This is a genomic window from Mucilaginibacter sp., assembly GCF_036568825.1.
GTDB lineage: Bacteria > Bacteroidota > Bacteroidia > Sphingobacteriales > Sphingobacteriaceae > Mucilaginibacter.
This window is the reverse complement of sequence record NZ_DATCRU010000031.1, coordinates 1-19,475: the sequence shown is the minus strand read 5'-3', so window position 1 is coordinate 19,475 and position 19,475 is coordinate 1. Positions and strand designations below refer to the sequence as shown.

Below are 19,475 nucleotides of genomic sequence, written 5' to 3'. Positions count from 1 at the left end.
TAGCAAATTAAGTATTTATTAAAAACGATTATGTAATAAAAGCGAACAACAGACTGTTCGTTTTTGACAGGGGATTCATAACAATGTATTTACACCATAAATTTATATTTGTGATAACCGAACATAACCACGGATATGAAAACTACACTTGATAAAGCAACCAGGGACGAACTGATCAGCAGAATAAGCACTCTGAACGAAAACAGCCAGGCCCAATGGGGTAAAATGAATGTTTCTCAAATGGTAAGACATTGCACGGCGTGGGAGGAGCTGATATCCGGCAGGCAAAAATTCAAAACAGCTTTTGTAGGACGTTTATTCGGTAAAATGGCATTGCGCAGCATGCTAAAAGATGAAGCACCATTGAGGCGTAATACGCCAACCTCACCTGAATTTAGGATCACCACAGGCGGTGGCGATGTAAATGCCGAAAAGCAAAAATGGATAAGCCTGCTCCAGGATCACGGCCAATTTTCGCACGAGGGAATTGAACACCCATTCTTTGGTAAAATGACTTTAGAGCAGGTAGGATATATGGCGTATAAGCATACCGATCATCATTTGCGGCAATTTGGTTGTTAGCCAAAGCGTCTCAGCAGGTCTTCCAAAGGGGACCCTGCGTTGAAGAATTAGTTTTGCCGTTCTAACGTAATCGTGCTCGTATGCGAAACCGACTGATTACTCAACAAAATATCACCATTCTTATCACTCTTGATCTTCTTTCCAGCAGCATCATTCATGCTAACGGAATAATAAGTATCCGGTTTTAACTGACGCACCAGATAAGATACCGGTTGCGTAGAAGCCTTCTTTGCAACTACAGAGAACTCAATCTTGTGATGCTCCCAGTTTTTAATTTCGACTGTCAGTGGCTGTGCGGAAGTGACTTGCAATGACGCCTTCGTGCTGTTTCTGTCGAAATAAGACAATTGCCCTTTGGCTGCATAAAATCCAAAATTGTACGGTGCTATTACTTTAAACATTTTACTGGATACGGCATATTTATTGTTGTCAAGCAAAATATTCAACCGTTGGTCCCTGAAATTATAGTTTAATTCCGTTCCATATAATTCAGGTGAAAGATGCGGCTCAAGATAAAGCCGGTTATACATTGGATTGATACCATAAATCGCCTGGTATAATCCCACTATAGCGAGACTATTGCCCGATAAAATATCATCGCCCAAACCGTCCTGTTTTAAGCGTCCGTAGCGCTGAAAGGCAAGTCCATCTTTGCTGTATTGATGCAGCACATTCTTTACATATTTTAATGCCAGTGCCGGATCGTAGCTTGCATAAGCCCGAACGCCAATGGAACCCCATGACAAAAACAGATCGCCATTTTCATAGTTCGGGAAAGGCCACTGCCAGTCATTCCCTTCACCCTTCTCGTAAGACGTCATGGCTATTGGCCAGAAGAAGAGTTTTTCCTGCTCCATTTGTTTTTCAATGGCATCAAGGATAGTTTTTTTGCGATCAGCATTATTACATATTCCGTAAGCGATAGCCATAAAATTTACCGGGGTAACCATATTGCGGCCATGTATGGTGCCATCTTTATCGCGCCAGTGGATGTAGCATTTCTTTTCCTCGTCCCAGAAACCGCCTTCGGTAACCGGCTTATTAAAGCTGGCTTTAAGCTTCGCGGCAAAGTCTTCATAGTATTTCGCTTTAACAGTATTGCCTAATTGATGCTCGATTGCGGCCCATTTCAGCAGTGCATGATAGAGTTTGGCGTTAACAAAAGCATTTTCATAGGATGCCCAAATGATATCGATCCAATCACTGCTTTTCTTCTCGGATTGATTGTTCGTTATCATTTCGACAAGGCCATTGTTATTGCCGTCTCTTTTCAGGATCCAATCCAACGCCTTTTCGCATGAAAGCTGATGTGTTTTTATCCAATGCAGGTCGCCATTCATATCGTATAGCTCTGCTACGTTGGTCACAAAATCCGGGTTCGAGTCCATCAGGATGCCCCATTGGGCTTCATAAAACCCATATTTGTTAAATTTGCCGGGCATAGCATCTTCGTTGGTATAAGCCCAACGGGGATACACACGACCATCGGGTTTTATGGCATGGTCGCGGTAAAAATCAAGACAGCTTTGATAGCCTCTTAGATATTGAGGATCATTAATGCCCAAACCCAATTGAGCGATATATTGTTCATGCAGGCAAATAGGCCCGTAAGGCGTATGCCAGCTGTTACCACCAAAATGCAAAGAGTCGATCACCCCGATACGGGCAATCGTATTCAGCACAGCACTTACTTGCGAGCCATCGACACCTTTTAAATTTCCCCGCCCATATCTTTCATTAAAATCAAAATAGCTGAGCGTTAAAGTTTGCGTGCTTTTACCAGCAGCTATGATTTGTGCCGACCATACATCGGTATGCGCCCTGATAAACCGTCTGCGGTTAGTCCCGGTATCAGATTTTGGGATAAACTCCTTGTCGCCTACGCTAACAGTATAAGCGAGCTTGTCATCGTTGGTGCGGGTATATTTCATGGCTACCTGTTTGCCGGGTGCAGCAATCGTGATGTTTAAGCCATTGCCTGTTTTACTGTTCCAGAAGCTTGATGATCGGCTATGAACACCATAGGTGCACAGTTTTTCATTAAAAAGATAAAACCAGGCCAGGCCGCCATAGCCCTGGTAAGCGCCTTCCCATGTATTGATATTATCAAAATTAAAAACCGGTAATGCCACTTCATCTGCTTTTACAGGTTTTGAGAGACTGCGTTCAATTGTCCATTTAACAGATGGTCCGCTGGTATCAAATATCCAATTTTCAGAGATAGTCAAATTAGCATCGCCATATTTAATATTGTTGATCCTGATATTGTTTTTGCTCTTTACCAATACCGGGTTGGACTTCAAGTGAAGTGAGGAATAAGTATTATCGCCCACTTTTATTGAAGTAAAAATACCATCATCGGTGCTAATCACTTTTTGTCCGTTTACTATCAGCGAACTGATGCATGCTCTTTTTGCATAATCAAGCGTCATGCTAAGCTTATGATTGTTAATGATAACTGATTGTTCCTTTTCGGCAACAATCACATTTGCAGCTTTCGACTCTGTGGATGCAATCAGTATAGCCGCTGAAATTAAAGCGATGGCGATTATTCTTTTCAAAAACATAGGTGTTCAATTAAAGATCAAGTAATATCTGGTTTTGCGATGGAACAATACGAAAATGATGGTTATTCCCCGGATCGGCAAAGGTTCCTTGTAGAGCGGCTATGGCATATTTCATTCCTTCAAACTCTGCCGATACTTTATTTGAGGTTATTCCCGTAAATGGTAGCTCTGCTTTGTCTGCAGTTTCTAACTGCAGCAGCCATTTAGCTTGCTGGTTGCTGTGCAGGTTTATTTTAATCTGCTTTTCGGTAAAGACAATTTTCAGCGATCCTTTAATGTTTTTTAGCGGCCAGTTGATCAATAGCTTCCCTGGCATGTATTCAGTCACTACTGGCTCACCACCTTCTAACAATTGTTCTTTACCATTCAATATCGTTTCAAACTTCAGGCCGGCAAATTTATCGGGTGTGCTCCATAAATAACCATCTGCCGCAGGCAGAGTAAAAAATGTACACTCATTGGAGGTGGCTACTTCTGTCTCATATTTCGAGCGAAATCGCTCATCAAATAAATGGATGTCCCTGAACCTTAAAGTGCCGTTTTCCCAAAGCAGGTTTGCCCGGTAAAAACGGCTGTCGAACCAAACGGCTCTGGCATTACCTCCAGGTATATCTTCAGTAGCAGTTACCGCCGTTGATGGCGTTACTTTATAATGATCCTTAAACCATTTTCCCGACTCAGCCAGCGTTTCTACTTTTATCTTTTTCTCGTCACTCAGTTTTTTTATTAATGGGAATTGCAGCTCCAGACCTTTAGCCATAGCAGGCCATGTGAAAGAATTTTCCTGTCCGGCTTGGGTATAAGCGAATCCCAACGATGCGCCGTTTACAAATTCTTTGAAAAACCAGTTTACCCAGGTCGAATCTCCGCCGGCGCGAGGATATACAGGTTCCAGTGTAACTACTCCCTGCCGCTGATGACCCAGGCCTTCATCATACTGACGGATCGGGTCGCTGCCCAGCATCCTGAAAATTGGCACAGGTATCTGGTTCGCTTCGTTTTGTGCCGGCATGTACGCATTTACTTTGCTGGGATAGTAGGCCTGGTTCCAATAGCCGCCCCAGAGTGTGTAACCATCAGTGCCATACTGGTCTTTGCAATTGGCTGATGCAACAATATGATATTTTTGATAGAGATAGTTCAGGGTATGGGCATCGATGAACCATGATGCCACCGATTTGGGATAATAGCCAAATATTTTTTTAAAATCCCGCATATACACATCAGCAAGCTGCTCACGTTCCCGAGGAGTATAACCAGTAGCGAAACCTATATTAGCGCGCCAGTCCCATGGATAGCGCCCGCGCCATTTCAATCCGGCTTTCTCTACCAGAGGCTGCGGAATTTCCCACCATGCGCCAATCTCGAAAGAATTGCGCGGAAGACTTTTCAAAAGCTTTTGGTACCTGGAGTCAAGCAGGGCATCATACTGTAAAAGGAAGGTGCCCCGTAAATGATACTTCTTCATTAAGTCTACCTGCTTCGCTACAGTTTGATAAAGCACATCTTCTGTAATGGCAGAATCCCGTGGCTCCAATAACCGAATAAAATTGACAATATTGACAATCCGCGGGCCTTTATCCTTCGGATTGACAGCCGGACGGGAAAGCTGGAAACTACTCAGCATAATAAGCCCGGTAAGCGCCAATAATACAATCGCCAAAAGTCTAAAGTGAAATTTATTTTGCATAGGTTTTAAGATGGTTGATACAGCATAGGGGAGCATGCTATCAGCGTATTGCCGATTCAATTTCAAATATGAATTAATTCATGTTTATTATGACAGATTATTTTTCATTTTTAATACGGCTCATATCCCGGTTCACTTGTTGCTCCAGTGTAACTTTATCGTTATTTTCCTGACTAAATTTGATTTTTGGTCAAAAAGTTTTGAAACTTCGCGAAACTAAAATTACCCCAAAAATGGAAAACAAAACTGCTCTATTAGTGATGGATATGCAGGCCGGAATCGTGCCGCGCTTACCGGATGCAACTACCGTGTTAAGCAATGTAGGTAAAGCAATTGCCTCGGCCCGCACAAAAAAGATACCCGTAATTTATGTTGTAGTAGGTTTCAGACAGGGCGCACCCGAGATCAGTCCGAACAACAAAACTTTTTCCCAAAGTAAAGCCATGTTTGAAGGCATTAACATGCAGGAATTTATGGCTGTTCACCCGGACATTGCGCCACGGGAAGATGAGTTGATCGTTACAAAACGCCGCGTAAGCGCTTTTGCAGGCAGCGACCTGGAACTGGTGCTGCGTTCATTCGGTATTAGCCATATGGTATTAACGGGCATAGCAACCAGCGGAGTTGTACTGTCGACAGTACGCGAGGCCAGTGATAAAGATTACCAGTTAACTGTTTTGGCCGATGCCTGCGGCGACGGAGACGAAGAAGTACACCGCGTGTTGACTACCAAAGTTTTCCCGCGCCAGGCTGATGTGCTGGCTACAGACGAATGGGTTAAGCAATAATTGCGCTATTTTTTTAGCGTAATCAGCAATATACCATGCGATGGGATCTTACAGGGCAGGCTTTTCAATTGCCTGCCCAAATTCTTTTTCAGCCACACATTGCGCACATCATAAGCTGAACTACTCCTGATTGATGAAAATTGAAAATCAAAACTTTGTTCTGTGTCTGTTGGGTTGAGTAGTCCAACAGCGATTCGGCCATCATATAATTCTTTTGTCCATACTTCTACCTTGTTGTCTAAAGTAAGTTTAAGATTGGCTGCCTTGCCCAGGGCATCCTGGTCTATAGCGATGATCTCATTGTTAGTCAGCAGCGATAAAGTAAATGGATCAATATGCTCCACATTAGCTCCGATGAATAGAGGTGCGCTGAGCAGGCACCACATGCTCATTACTGTTCGTTGTTCCTCTTTACTTAAGTGGTTACTGTTCCCTTCCCGGCTTTCGGCGCCAACTGCTCCGACTTGCAAAATATCCGGGTCGTTCCATCTGCCCGGCTGCACATATTCCGATTTATCAGCCAGTTTTTTGAATGCAGCATATACCGATGTCCAGTTATCCCGCACATCATCGCCGGTTCGCCATAACTGACCGCCGGTTTTATATCCCCACTTCCATACATCACCCATGCCGTACTGGCAAAGTGAAAAAATAATGTCTCTGGGTTGCTCTTTTAATGCATTGCCCATCAGCGTGTAAGGCTTCATCAGTTCTTCTTCCGAATTGTTTTTGGCAAACACACCGTAACTGCACCAATCATATTTCAGGTAATCAAAACCTACTTTGGCAAAATATTGTGCGTCCTGTAATTCGTGACCGTAACTCCCCGCAACACCGCCACAAGTAAGCGGCCCGGGTGAACTATAGATACCCACTTTAAAACCTAAATCATGAACCTGTTTTACCGTCTGCTCAATGTTTTTGTAATGCTGATTGGGCAATAACTCCCCCTTAGCATCGCGCAAAGTTCCTTTCCTGTCGGGTAGGTTATTCGGTCCTTCGTGATACTGGTAAACATCTTTATTTACCTTATGATTCAATTGCTCCCAAATGGGGTCTTTATCATCAGGCTGATTGGTCCAGGGATCATCAATTTCCAATATGCTCCAGCCGTATTGATCAAGACCATATTTCTTCATTAACTGAGCTGTCTTTAAAATATCTGATTCTTTTGCTTTTCTGCCGTAGCTGTACCAGCTGCTCCAACCCATAGGCGGTGTCAGTGCTAGTTGATCACCTGCTGCGATAGTAAAGTATTTCTTAGCCGATCCGCTTTTATTTGAAGCGCTTATTTCGATTTTGTATTTACCCTTTTCAGCAATACTGCCCGAAATGATCCCTTTTTTTTTGTCGTAGCTTACACCCTTAGGTAAATTTTTGGCATCTATCGCCATTGGTCTTGAACCGCTCACCGGGATAGTATAAAAGAAATATTTACCTGGCCTCACACCAAAAAACTCAGGACTGTTGATCTGCAGTTTTTGTTGGGCGCTGGCGAGAATATGTATAAAAATCATACATAGCATGAACATAAAAGATTTTACCGGGCTAAATGTTAACATACAAGGATTAAGAAAAGTTTATAATCCAAATCTACTAACGAGAAGGTAAAATAGTTCTCTGTGAGCCCTGTGATTTCTCTTTGTGCTCTCTGTGGTAAAATTACCACAGAGGACACGGAGAGTTTACACAAAGAGGCACAGAGAACTGTAAAACTATTTAGTTAAGAGCATGTAGTCGGGTTGGCAGAACTACTAAACCACAGAATGGAGAGCATTCACTAATTCACTAACTCGCTAATTCACTAATTAAGCAACCATTCCACCCATCAACGGATCGGTATGGCTGCTTTGCCCGGTTTCAACGTGGCCGGCATAACGTTTCTCAAATGACTGATGATCGTTTGTTTTTATACTGAAATCATACCAATGATGGCTTTTCTCCAGGTTTAAAACTATGGAAGCTTTACCTGATGCAGGCACTATTTTTTGGTGATCGTTCGCTTTGTATGCGTTATCCGTGATCTCAATAGTTTGCGGCTTATTAGTTTGATTATGAACTTCAACAACCACATTGCCGGTTAATTTTTTGTTGTCGGTCAGTGCATGCTGGTAATTAAAATTGATATGGACGGACGGATCTTCGGCGTTACCTTTAAATTCGCGGTAGAAACCATTAGGGCCGTATACTCTTAAGTGATAATTCTTGTCTTCAAAATCTTCGATCGGCCAGCTGTCGGCTAAAGTATCGCCTGCGGTTAAGCCATAGGCCCAGGTACGCAGGTTCTCAAATTTACCGTTGGTTTGCTTGTAACTCCCAGGAGCATAAACATTAAATGGTGCACCTACTGCTTTATTACCCCAAATTTTGTTGCCTGCTGTAAATTCTATATCGAAGGATTTTTTATCAGCACTTAGTTTGCCATCAACATATAATTCATATGGTATAGCACATGATGGACGTGTTCCTTTTTCCTGCTTTGGTAAGTAAGGTGAATTGTGTGGTTTATGATTAGCCTGAGCGATTTCCTCTTTAGTCAAAAGCTTATAGTCGTTCGGCAGTTTTCTGAACTGCGCTTTGTGTATACCTTCAACAAACTCATTTCTTTTCAAAAACTCAGGATTTTTGATCTCATCAGCGTGATAAGGCCTGAAAACAGAAGTCAGGTTTCCGCAAACGGTTCTGCGCCAATCGCTTATATTAGTTTCCACGATTTTTTTTCCTGTCTTTTTAGTTAAGAAATGCTCCAGGAATTGAAGGGTAGAAGTATGGTCGAATACTTCAGAATTCACATATCCGCCTTTGCTCCATGGCGAAGCAATCACCAGCGGCACACGGAAGCCAAGACCGATAGAGCATTCCCGGTCAAATGGCTCAGGGAAGCCTTTCCGCTCTTTCTCCTGGTCAAGCGTTACATAATCAACACGGGTATCCATACCCTTTGAAACTTTGCCGGTTTCCAGTCTTCCGGAATGCGGAGCTGTAAACGGCGGTACATGATCGAAGTATCCATCGTTCTCATCATAAGCTAATATGAAGATGGTCTTTTTCCATACCTCGGGATTTTGCGTCAGGATATCCAGAACTTCCGATACGTACCATGCGCCATACCATGCTGAGCTTGGGTGGTCGCTGAAATGCTCAGGTGCGCTGATCCATGACACTGTTGGCAACTTGCCATTCTTCACATCATCTCTAAATTGGTACAATACATCTCCCTTTGGTACCTGCATCTCCCGCTCGGTACCGTTGTCGTTATATTTTAAAGTGATCAGCTCACGATGGTCAGGGTCATTGGCATTAGTATCAAAAGCCTTGCGGTGCAGGCTTTTTTCATGATCTGACAAAGCATCAAACTGCCCCGCTTTATACAATTCTTTTTCCTTGTTTACATTGGCAAGGTAATCCTGCAGGTCTTTCAGCTCATGCTTCAGGTGGTCGGTATGTGCATCGCCTGTAGGCAGGGAAGCAATCTTCTTCTGCAGCTCATCTATTTTTTGAGGTAACTGGGTCGATCTTTTTTCCAACGCCTCGATATGCTTTGGATGCAAATGAATATTGTATTGCCCGAAAAACTCAAGCGGGTTATCCTGGAAGTTTGATAGCCATGGATCTTCATCGCCCTCAAAGCCTGTATCGATGGCTACTTCGTTTTGGTAACATTTCCACGAGATGCCATTTTCTTCCAGGCGCTCGGGAAAAGTTTTCCATTTTAAAGTACCATAATCCATATCATCGTTCCACACATGGGCCCTTGAGTTCTCGTGTTGTTCAGGGCGTACGGTACCCGTCCAGAAGTAAAGTCTGTTGGGATTGGTTCCGGTTAATGATGAGCAGAAATTCTGATCGCAAACGGTAAAAGCATCAGCCAGCGCATAATAGAATGGGATATCCTCGCGGTTGTGGAAGCCCATTGTTAAAGGCATATGACTATATTCCTCGATGCTGTTCTTTTTGACGTTCAGCCACTGGTCGTATCTGCCATCATTGCGGGCATTTACCTGGTTGGCCCATGAGTGCGGCAGCGAGCTCATCCAGGTAGCTTTTGTATTTTTTATATCCAGGTGGAATGGTGCATAAGTTTCACCTTCAGCGTTCGACTGCAGCCATACTTTACTTTTATTAGGCAGATCGATAGCGCGCGGATCATTATAACCACGAACACCCTGTAAAGTACCATAAGTATGATCGAAAGAGCGGTTTTCCTGCATCAATAGCACGATATGCTCGGCATCCATATAGGTACTACCTTCAGGCGCATTAATGGCCATTGCCTTTTGAATAGAAGCTGGAATGATATTAGCGAGTCCGGTAGCCCCGGCCAGCAAAGCTGCTTTTTTTAGAAAATCTCTTCTTGAGTTGCTCATTTTTTGGTTATAAGTAATACGTTTTACGTTTAATGGATACTCTAATATAGTGGGAGGACAAGTTACGTAAAACGTATAACGTCCAACGTAGAACCCCTACCGGGAGGCAAAAAACTGCTCGCAAAGCCCAAATGATAAGGTCATTCCATTTCCACCCAGGCCATTGATCACCGTTACATTTGGTTCTGCCTCCACGATTAGTTCAGTTTGACCATTCATCATTTTCGGATAAATGCCATGCCACGATTGCATCAGTTGCCAGTCCTTAAAGTTGGCGAACGTATGCAAGTATTCGGTTATCATTTTGTTAATAAATGTTTTATCGAAAGGATCGTGAACAAGCCCATATTCGTGCGAATCACCGATGGTTAATTCGCCGCCGCCGTTCTGCGAAACCATTACGTGAATGCCCCAGTGTAGTTGTTCTGCATATTGCTCCTCGTATCTTTTACGCAATGCAGGCAGTGAAGGCGCGATCTGGAAGCCGGGATAGTGGATCATAGACAGGCCGCCGCATAATGAAGGGCCTATTCGCCAGCCATCGGGCTGAGCTACCAAGCGCATCATTTGCAGTTTGCATTTGGTGATCTTTGTTTCCAGGAACAGGGCAGGGTACAGGGTTTCGAAATCAGCGCCGCTGCAAACAAAAATTTCATCAGCCTGCCAGTTACGGTCACCTGAAAATACTGATGAATACTCTATTTTATTTATGGCCGTATTCCAGTGGAAATCGACACTATATTTTTCTGCAAGATAAGCTGCTATTTGTCCAACGGCAACCCTTGATTCGATGATCATTTCCTCACCACTCCATAAAGCGCCTTTTAGTCCATTTGAGTTTGCAGCTGGCGATTTTTCCAAAGTCTGAGCAGGGGTAAGTAAGGCACAATCGCGATATGGTTTATTAGCCTCAACATATTCAGCCATTACCTGTAGCTCATCGTCGTGATAAGCCAGGTGTAACGAACCTACTTCATTGTGCCAAATTTTTGCCTCAGTACATATTTCTTTGTAAATACTTCGCGACAGCATGGCCCTTTCAAACAAGGGACCGGTTTGTTGACCGATGGGCCACACCATTCCAAAGTTGCGAATGGATGCGCCAACGGCACGTTCGTTACGTTCAAAAACAGTTACGCGATAGCCCCTTATGGCCAATGCGCGTGCTGTGGCGAGGCCCACAATCCCGGCGCCAATAACTATGGCTGAAGAGTTCTTCATACAGGTAAAATATTCAGTTGTTCTTGCTGATCCATTTTGTCTTTACGGGCACTGCGCATAAAGTATAGCAATGATAAGGTGGCACATATTCCGCCTATAACGGCTACTGCCAGCACACTATTTTTAAAAAACATGCCCCAGCTGATGGTAGGCTGTCCTAATTCTTTTACTAAAAGCACACTCACACTGCCCAAATATCCCATGGAATCGGCTACATAAATTAAGAAGCCCACATTGCCTTTATAATGGAAGGAAGCTAGCAATCGCTCAAAGAAGACGGCATTATAAGGCACATAACCCAAATAGAGGCCAAGACCAGCCATAGTCATCCAAACCATTGGGCTGATCAGGTTAAAAGTAAATAAAACGGTTCCGATGCCTATCAGTACGCAACCTGAAATGATCATGATATGGATAAGGCCGAATGCTTTCAGATTTTTTTTGACAAGTATCAACAGACTCATCGCAATCAGTACAATTACAGATATGATGGAATCTATTTTGGTATAGATGGTGTTATCTTTTACGCCCATGCTGCTCCATATCTCCACTTCAAAACTGTCGCGTACATCACGCATGATGGTAAGCAGTACATATATAATAAGCGTGAGAATAATGCCAGGCAAAAATCTTTGTAAAAAACTTTTACGCTCAGCAGCATCCATTGGCAAACGTTTAGTACGTAAACGTATATCTTCGGGTGTTGGCGGAGGCATCAGTTCCAGCATGAAAACAAACAATAGCAATGGTAAAACGAACAACGCCCCTGTGATAAAAGGCATAGTATACTCGCTGATATGGAACGAGCCCATCAGCATACGTGCGACAGTCTTTACAAAGCCTGAAGCAAATATCAAACTTATAGACAAAACAGCTGCCATAAACTCGGTTGATTTACGCCCTTCCAGGTAGCCGAAAACCAATCCCCATATCAATCCGAGAGGGAAACCATTAATAAATAGACAAATTATATTATATGGTGCCGGGATTATAGAAAAAAGTAATAAGGATGCCCAGGCAATACCAATCAGCATCAGGATATATTTTGATCTTTGGCCTGGCTTTAATTCGGAAATAAATTTAACGCCGTAAAATTTACTCAGTGTATAGCCAATAACCTGGGCGATCACCAGCCACACTTTATAATCAACATGGAAATATTGAAGACCGCTGAAAGTGCCGGCTGCGAATGCTTTGCGGAACGCATACATACAAGTATACGCGCCAAAAGACGAGATAGCGGCCACAACCGATAACAGTCCGTAAGGCCATTTAGCTACTTTTTGTCTGCACTGATCGATCAGTTTCATACTTATTGTTTGATGATATCCAGTACCCCGGCAATATTATCGGAAACAACTAATTTAATAATTATTAGCGTAGGAAATAAAGTTGAGCAATGCTAAACTAAGTTTATTAATATCGAACTAAGTTTGTGTTAAGGTTTGATTAATTTGTTTTTTGGTGATCAGTTAACTAGTTAATCAGTTAACCGGTAATTGTCAATAATAATCCAAAATACCTGATAACTGGTTAACCGATCACTGATTAACTCTCAATCACTTTTCCTCAAAAAAATACACCACCAGCATGCTGGCGGTATCTTTCCCCATGTTGACAGGGGTATGGGGAATACGCCCGTCGAACAATAAAGAATCACCAGGGCCTAAAAGTATTTTGTCTCCGTTTATCTGGTATTCTATCTGTCCGGATATAATGTATTTATATTCAAAGGCGTCGGTTTCAACCAATGGCCTCGTCGAATTTGGTTCCAGTTCAAGGATAACAATGTCTACTGTAGAATGATCGATGAACCGGGTAAATATTCTTTTATAATGAAAGCCGCTGGCAAGTTCTTTTTCAAAATGCTCATACTCTTCTTTCCGCTTTATCAATACAGGCGATATATTGCTTTTGGTACGTATATCTTTGAAGAACTCGTTCAGGTCGATATTGAGCGCCCTGATAATGTCGATCAATACCATTAATGATGGTATGGTACGGCTGTTTTCTATTTGCGATATCAGTCCCTTGCTCACGTTGGCCTGGTTGGCCAATTCCTGTACAGTAATATTTTGCTCGCGCCTGCGCTCTTTTATCCGGTTACTGATCTGGATCAGTATATCATCTTCCATAGAATAAGGTAAACGTGGTATATTTATAATTGGTATAGCAAAACAGAACTTTTAAAAATCCTTTTTGCAATAAAAGGCAATTTAATTGGTTTGGATAAATCAATATAAAAATTTAATGATTTAATAATATCTGATACCTTTATTTGTATCACAACTGTTACATCTATGAGCCGGGCCGCTACTGCACCAGAAGATATTGTCGAAGAAGTTTTCGCTTTGTATGAAAAACATGGCGACGAAGATTATATTGGTGAGCCGGTTTCGCAATTAGAACACATGTCACAGGCCGCCACATTAGCCGAAGATGAAGGTTATGATGACGAAGTAATTTTAGCAGCATTTTTTCATGACATCGGCCACCTTTGCGCCGAAGACGCCGAGGCTGAAAGCATGGACGGTTTTGGTAACGTTGATCATGAGAAGCTTGGTGCCGATTATCTGCGCGAACGTGGATTCTCCGAAAGGCTTGCTACACTAGTAGAAAGCCATGTTATTGCAAAAAGATATCTTACTTATAAATACCCGGAATATTATAATAAACTTTCTGAGGCCAGTAAAGCTACCCTTGAATTCCAGGGTGGGCGTATGAGTGAGCAGGAAGCTATTGAATTTGACAAGCATCCTGATGCTGAGTTGTTTATCAAACTGCGTCATTGGGATGACCAGGCGAAAGAAATGAACATTCCGGTGCAGAATCTTGACCACCTGAAATCTTTGGCTATTAATCACTTGTACAATAATAACTGATATAAGCCCTCTGTCTGAATATTAAATAATTGTAATTCGATTGTAACTCCCTTATTACAAAAAGTACCCTTCTTAACGTGCTTGGCACGTAATGTTAAGCTTTCCTTAATACTAAGTTAGTTTACAAATAATAAACTAAGTTTAGTATTGCTGCATGAAAAATAATCTACACACCTAATTAATCAGCAGATGAAGCAGTTTTACATTCACCTCAGGACAATGATAACGATGACGTTATTATTCCTTGCCCCGATTCTCTCATTCGGGCAGATCAAAATCGGTGGTACTGTCACCGATGAAAACAAGCAGCCTTTACCCGGAGTAACCGTTTTACTTAAGGGAACTACCAAAGGTACAGTTACAGACGTTAACGGCCGTTTCTTATTTACTGTTACTAAAGGCGATGTCCTTACCATCAAATTTTTAGGTTACGTATCACAAGATGTAACCGTAGACAACCAAACCAATTTGAACATTGCCCTGGTTTCTGACAACAAATCCCTTAACGAAGTGGTGGTAACCGCTTTGGGCGTTAAAAAAGAAACCCGCCGCATTGGTTACGCAACACAGGAAGTTAAGGGCGATCAGTTGACCACCGCACGTGACCCAAACCCGGTAAACGGTTTGATCGGTAAAGTAGCCGGTTTACAGGTTGCTGCCACTTCCGAAATTCTTGGAGTACCAAACGTGACTATACGCGGTAGTACGGTTTCACTGTACGTTGTGGATGGTCTTCCTATTAACTCTGACACATTTGACCTGAGCCCGGATGACATCGAAACTTACACTGTACTGAAAGGCCCTGCTGCAGCGGCTTTATATGGTAACCGTGCAGCAAATGGCGCGATTTTGATCACTACTAAAAAAGGCAATAATGCAAAGAAAGGTCTTACTGTAGATATCAACAGCAGTACTGTGATGAATAAAGGGTTTGTGGCCTTCCCCCGTGTACAGCACTCATTCGGACCTGGTGAAAATACCTTTTATGAATTTGTTGACGGAAAAGGTGGCGCACCTGGTGGTGTAGATAGTGACTATGATGTTTGGGGACCATATTTCAATGGTCAGCTAATTCCTCAGTATGATAGCCCTATTGTAAATGGTGTACGTCAGGGAACCCCATGGGTAGCACGTGGCGCCAACAACCTGGCTAATTTTTTGCAAACAGGTTATCAGTTTAATAACGATGTGGCTTTGACAGCAAACGGAGACACTTATACTACTCGTTTTTCGTTTTCGCAACAGCATCAAACCAGCTATATTCCGTCGCAATACCTGGATATAGCAAATGCCAACTTCTACGCTTCGTTTAACCCAACCCCACGTCTGAAGTTTGAGGCAAGTGTTGACTTTAACCGTCAAAGTACAGACGATTTCCCGGATGTGCAATATGGCCCAAACAGTATTATTTACAACATGGCGATATGGACCGGCGCAGATTGGAATGTAAATGCACCGGATATTAAAGCGATATGGCAGCCCGGTAAAGTAAACGTTCAATCAAATTTTGCTGAATACACCCGTTACCATAACCCCTGGTTCCTGACAGAAATATGGACCCGTGGTCATTATAAAAATGATACCTATGGCTATATATCGGGTAACTTTAAGATCGATAACCACTTAAACGTAAACTTAAAATCACAGATAGATACTTATAATCTGTTACGTACCGAAGATATGCCATTTTCTGCGCACCCTTACGGTCGTGAACAGAACTTAGGTGATTACAGGGAAGATCGTCGCGATTTGTTTGAAAATAATACGGAGTTAAAATTGAACTTCGATTACACAGTAAAGAAATTCCTGAACATTGATGGTTTGATTGGTGGTAACTTACGCAGCTTTAAGTATAACTCAAGCTGGACATCAACAGATTATCTGAGTATACCTGATGTTTATGCATTCAGTAACTCATTAAACCCAATACAATCAACCAGCTTTAATTCAGCTTTACGTACACTGAGCGGTTACTACTCAGTCGATTTAAGCTTTGGTAAATACGCTACATTGTCAAGCACTGGTCGTATTGATAAATCTTCAGCGTTTCAGAATGTAACTACTTATTACTACCCAAGTATTTCAGCAGCTACCGTGATCTCTGATTACATTAAACTGCCTGATTTCATTACCTTCTTAAAGGCACGCGCGTCATATTCTAACGTTCGTTCAGATGCGACAAGCCCAACCATAGGCCCGGCTCCATTTAGTACCATTACTGCATTTGGTGGCAGCACTGGTAACTCTCTTTTTGATAACCCGCTGGGTTACGGCACCACCTACAACTCGCCATATAACGGACCTGATTACTCTCTTGTACCAGGATACGGTTTAGGTAAGCCTTACAATAATCAACCTGCAGCTTACGGGCCTAAAGCATTATATATAAACAATATCATAACATCTACCCGTGTAAACTACGAAGAAGGTCTTGATTTTAAATTCATAAAAAATCGTTTAGGATTAAGTCTGACAGCATTTCAATATATAGACGGGCCACAGATATTGGATAATTCCATAGCGACAGGGTCGGGCTATACAGATGAATTCCTGAATGCTTTGAAAACCAAGAAAACAGGTTACGAAGTAAGTTTAAGCGGTACGCCTATCAAAAACCTGGGTGGCTTCACCTGGGACGTTTTGGTAAACTGGTCAACTTACAAAGAAGTGTATGAAGAATTGCCTCCGGGACAATCTGTTTATAATACTTATTTTCATGATGGAGATCGCGTAGATAAATTCTACGGTACCAAATTTGTGCGGAATCCTGCCGGGCAAATCATTTACGGATCAAATGGTGAACCTTTAGTTAACCCGGTTCCGCAATATTTGGGACACCTTGACCCGGACTATACCTGGAGTATCTATAACAATGTGAGATATAAAAACCTAAGCCTGGGCTTCCAGTTTGACGGCTCGGTAGGTGGTGTAACCCGCGACTATGTATTTAACAAAACTATGCGTGGTGGTAGCAATGCCTTAACTGCCGAAGGTGCATTAGGCGCTGCCCGCTACCAGGACTGGTTACATTATCCTGCAAACAACCAGAAGCCTGATGCTACCTACAAAGGAAGTTATGTAGGCCAGGGTGTTCAGATATCAAATGGTGTTGCTCCAAACTTTGATTCAAACACCGGTGCAGTATTAAACTATGGAGCTATGCAGTATGCGCCAAATAATACCCCCGCTTTGGTACAGGAGTATGCCAGCGAATATTATAACGTTGACGAAGCTTACCTGATGAGCAAAACTTATGCAAAACTGCGCGAAGTAACTATCGGGTATGATTTCCCTAAAGAATGGCTGCGTAAGAGCTTCATCACTAAGGCTTCGGTATCTATCTATGGACGTAACTTATTGTACTTCTATAAAGATCCGAAATTTAAAGACGTTGATCTGGATCAATACACCAACACCCGTACGTCGCTTACAGGCCTGCAGTCGCCATCAGTTAGAAGCTATGGCCTTAACATAAAATTATCATTCTAATCATTAGAAAAATGACAATGAAAAAAATAGCAATTTTTTTATTACCGGTATTGACTTTGCTGGTAGTAAGCAGTTGTAAGAAGAGTTTTGAAGATCTTACAAAAAACCCTAACGTTGCAAGCAACGCACCGGCATCACTGCTTCTGAACGGAGTTTTGAATGACTTTCCTGACCTGCCGGATGGTGCTTATGCCAGCAACAATCAAAGCGCTTATGTATATAAGAACACATCAAATAAAGATGAAATATGGTGCCAGTATTATATTTATAACTATAACTACTACGGTAATAACACCTATGATTTTGACAGTGGCGCTGACTACTATACTACGTTGCAGAACGTGGTGCTTATGGAGAACCAGGCGACGGCCACAGGTGGCGCTGCCGTAAACCCTTATGAAGCTTTGGGTAAATTTTTCAGGGCTTACTTTTTCAGTAAAATGAGCCTGGAGAGAGGTGATATACCGATGACGGAAACATTAAAAGGGCTCTCTAACCTGACGCCAAAATACGATACGCAAAAAGCAGTGATGGTACAATGCCTTGCCTGGTTAGAAAGTGCTAATAGTGATTTGGGACAGATAATCGCTAACCCGTCTATTGCCGGTACAGGTTTAGGTGCAACATTGAGTTCAGATCAATACTTTAAAGGAAGTTTGACACAATGGCAAAAAGTTGTGAATGCATTTCACCTGCGGTTATTACTGGAATTGAGCAAAAAGGCAGTATCTGATCCTGATATGAACATACCGTCGCAGTTTGCCGCTATTGTTGGTGACCCAGTAAAGTATCCTTTGTTAACCAGCTCAGGCGATGATCTGCAATATGTGTTTGTAAGTCCGACTAATTATTATCCGCAAACGCCTGCCAACTTTGGACAGAACGGTTCAAGACAAAACACCTCGCAAACTTATATTAAGTTGCTTACTACACTTAATGACCCAAGGGTGTTTGTAACAGCAGAACCATCCCGTTATAGTGTAGATAGCTTGCATCAAAGCCCTACCGCTTTTTCATCTTTTATAGGAGCAGATCCGGGTCTTGACCTTGGTACAATGTATGCTAACGCAGGTCTTCAGCAGTACTCATTCCTTAACAGGAAACGCTATTATTCAACCTACACAGGCGAACCGAGCATTCAGATTGGCTTTGCTGAACAGGAATTCAATATTGCAGAAGGGATCAATCGTGGATGGGCAACAGGGAATGCGGAAACTCATTATGTTGCGGCCATACAAACATCATGGACCTATTATAGTATTCCTGCAACAGGAACTTTTGAGGCATATTTTTATCACCCTACCCCAACATCAGGTCCGTCTGATGATATAAGTTATCAGAAATATCCGATTACAACCGATTGGGCTACTTATTATGCGCAAGCTGGTGTAAAATATGCTGGCGGCGCTACCGGGTTGACACAAATCTTACAGCAAAAATACCTCGCATTGTTCCGTCATGCCGGTCTGGAATCTTATTTCACTTACCGCAGAACAGGTGTGCCTGCATTTACTACAGGCCCGGGTACTGATAATGGTCAGCGTATTGCGCAACGCTTCCAATATCCTACAAGCGAGCGTACTGCCAATACAACAAACTACAACGCTGCATTACAAAGCCAGTATGGTGGTAATGATGACATCAACGGCGTTATGTGGATACTAAAATAAACCGTGGGTAATAATTATTAACAATTGATAAATTACCAACAACTATTAAATTAAATTTCAGTAAAGGTGGGCTTAATATCCAGTGATGGTCGGAAGAATAAATCTTCCGACTTTTTCATTTTATGGGTGTTAATATGTTGATATAAATATCTGATTATCAAATATTTAACTTGTTTTTCTCATGGATTTTAAGTATATTAAATGCTGTAAATCAATGAG

At 42.3% G+C, this 19,475-nt stretch carries 12 protein-coding genes; 5 read left to right on the top strand and 7 right to left on the bottom strand.

Annotated elements, in window-relative coordinates; translation table 11 throughout:
• The first annotated feature begins 135 nt into the window (after window positions 1-135).
• On the top strand, window positions 136-582 hold the full coding sequence (locus tag VIM89_RS06585; protein ID WP_488155347.1) for a DUF1569 domain-containing protein: 447 nt from the start codon (window positions 136-138) through the stop codon (window positions 580-582).
• Between the two features lie 47 nt (window positions 583-629).
• Here the strand turns inward: VIM89_RS06585 and VIM89_RS06580 are convergent, their stop codons facing one another.
• The gene (locus VIM89_RS06580) at window positions 630-3,143 is read right to left on the bottom strand and encodes an alpha-L-rhamnosidase-related protein (RefSeq protein ID WP_488155346.1); all 2,514 of its coding nucleotides are present in this window, start codon (window positions 3,141-3,143) and stop codon (window positions 630-632) included.
• A 16-nt stretch (window positions 3,144-3,159) separates the two neighbouring features.
• Window positions 3,160-4,839 carry a DUF3863 domain-containing protein gene (locus VIM89_RS06575; RefSeq protein ID WP_488155345.1) on the bottom strand — a complete coding sequence of 560 codons (1,680 nt, stop codon included), beginning with the start codon at window positions 4,837-4,839 and terminating at the stop codon, window positions 3,160-3,162.
• A 233-nt stretch (window positions 4,840-5,072) separates the two neighbouring features.
• On the opposite strand from VIM89_RS06575, the gene VIM89_RS06570 reads away from it, so the two are divergent.
• The gene (locus VIM89_RS06570; RefSeq protein WP_488155344.1) at window positions 5,073-5,627 is read left to right on the top strand and encodes a cysteine hydrolase family protein; all 555 of its coding nucleotides are present in this window, start codon (window positions 5,073-5,075) and stop codon (window positions 5,625-5,627) included.
• Between the two features lie 5 nt (window positions 5,628-5,632).
• On the opposite strand, the gene VIM89_RS06565 is transcribed toward VIM89_RS06570, so the two are convergent.
• From VIM89_RS06565 to VIM89_RS06545, 5 genes are all read right to left on the bottom strand, one after another.
• Window positions 5,633-7,144 (bottom strand): putative Ig domain-containing protein, encoded by a 1,512-nt coding sequence (locus VIM89_RS06565; RefSeq protein ID WP_488155343.1) that lies wholly within the window; start codon window positions 7,142-7,144, stop codon window positions 5,633-5,635.
• Window positions 7,145-7,435: 291 nt separating this feature from the next.
• A complete protein-coding gene (locus VIM89_RS06560; protein ID WP_488155342.1) occupies window positions 7,436-9,994 on the bottom strand; it encodes a phosphocholine-specific phospholipase C in 2,559 nt (852 codons plus the stop codon).
• Between the two features lie 96 nt (window positions 9,995-10,090).
• Window positions 10,091-11,215, bottom strand: coding sequence for a TIGR03364 family FAD-dependent oxidoreductase (locus VIM89_RS06555; protein ID WP_488155341.1), 1,125 nt, complete (start codon window positions 11,213-11,215; stop codon window positions 10,091-10,093).
• Complete coding sequence (locus VIM89_RS06550; RefSeq protein ID WP_488155340.1) at window positions 11,212-12,525, bottom strand: DUF5690 family protein; 1,314 nt, start codon at window positions 12,523-12,525, stop codon at window positions 11,212-11,214. The genes VIM89_RS06555 and VIM89_RS06550 overlap by 4 nt, the downstream gene beginning before the upstream one ends.
• Before the next feature lie 249 nt (window positions 12,526-12,774).
• Window positions 12,775-13,350: a helix-turn-helix domain-containing protein gene (locus VIM89_RS06545; RefSeq protein ID WP_488155339.1), complete on the bottom strand. Its 576-nt coding sequence runs from the start codon at window positions 13,348-13,350 to the stop codon at window positions 12,775-12,777.
• Window positions 13,351-13,515: 165 nt separating this feature from the next.
• On the opposite strand from VIM89_RS06545, the gene VIM89_RS06540 reads away from it, so the two are divergent.
• The 3 genes from VIM89_RS06540 (at window position 13,516) to VIM89_RS06530 (ending at window position 19,256) form a co-directional block, all read left to right on the top strand.
• Window positions 13,516-14,097, top strand: coding sequence for a phosphonate degradation HD-domain oxygenase (locus VIM89_RS06540; RefSeq protein WP_488155338.1), 582 nt, complete (start codon window positions 13,516-13,518; stop codon window positions 14,095-14,097).
• A gap of 189 nt (window positions 14,098-14,286) precedes the next feature.
• Window positions 14,287-17,586 carry a SusC/RagA family TonB-linked outer membrane protein gene (locus VIM89_RS06535; protein ID WP_488155337.1) on the top strand — a complete coding sequence of 1,100 codons (3,300 nt, stop codon included), beginning with the start codon at window positions 14,287-14,289 and terminating at the stop codon, window positions 17,584-17,586.
• A gap of 17 nt (window positions 17,587-17,603) precedes the next feature.
• On the top strand, window positions 17,604-19,256 hold the full coding sequence (locus tag VIM89_RS06530; RefSeq protein WP_488155336.1) for a SusD/RagB family nutrient-binding outer membrane lipoprotein: 1,653 nt from the start codon (window positions 17,604-17,606) through the stop codon (window positions 19,254-19,256).
• Window positions 19,257-19,475 lie beyond the last annotated feature (219 nt).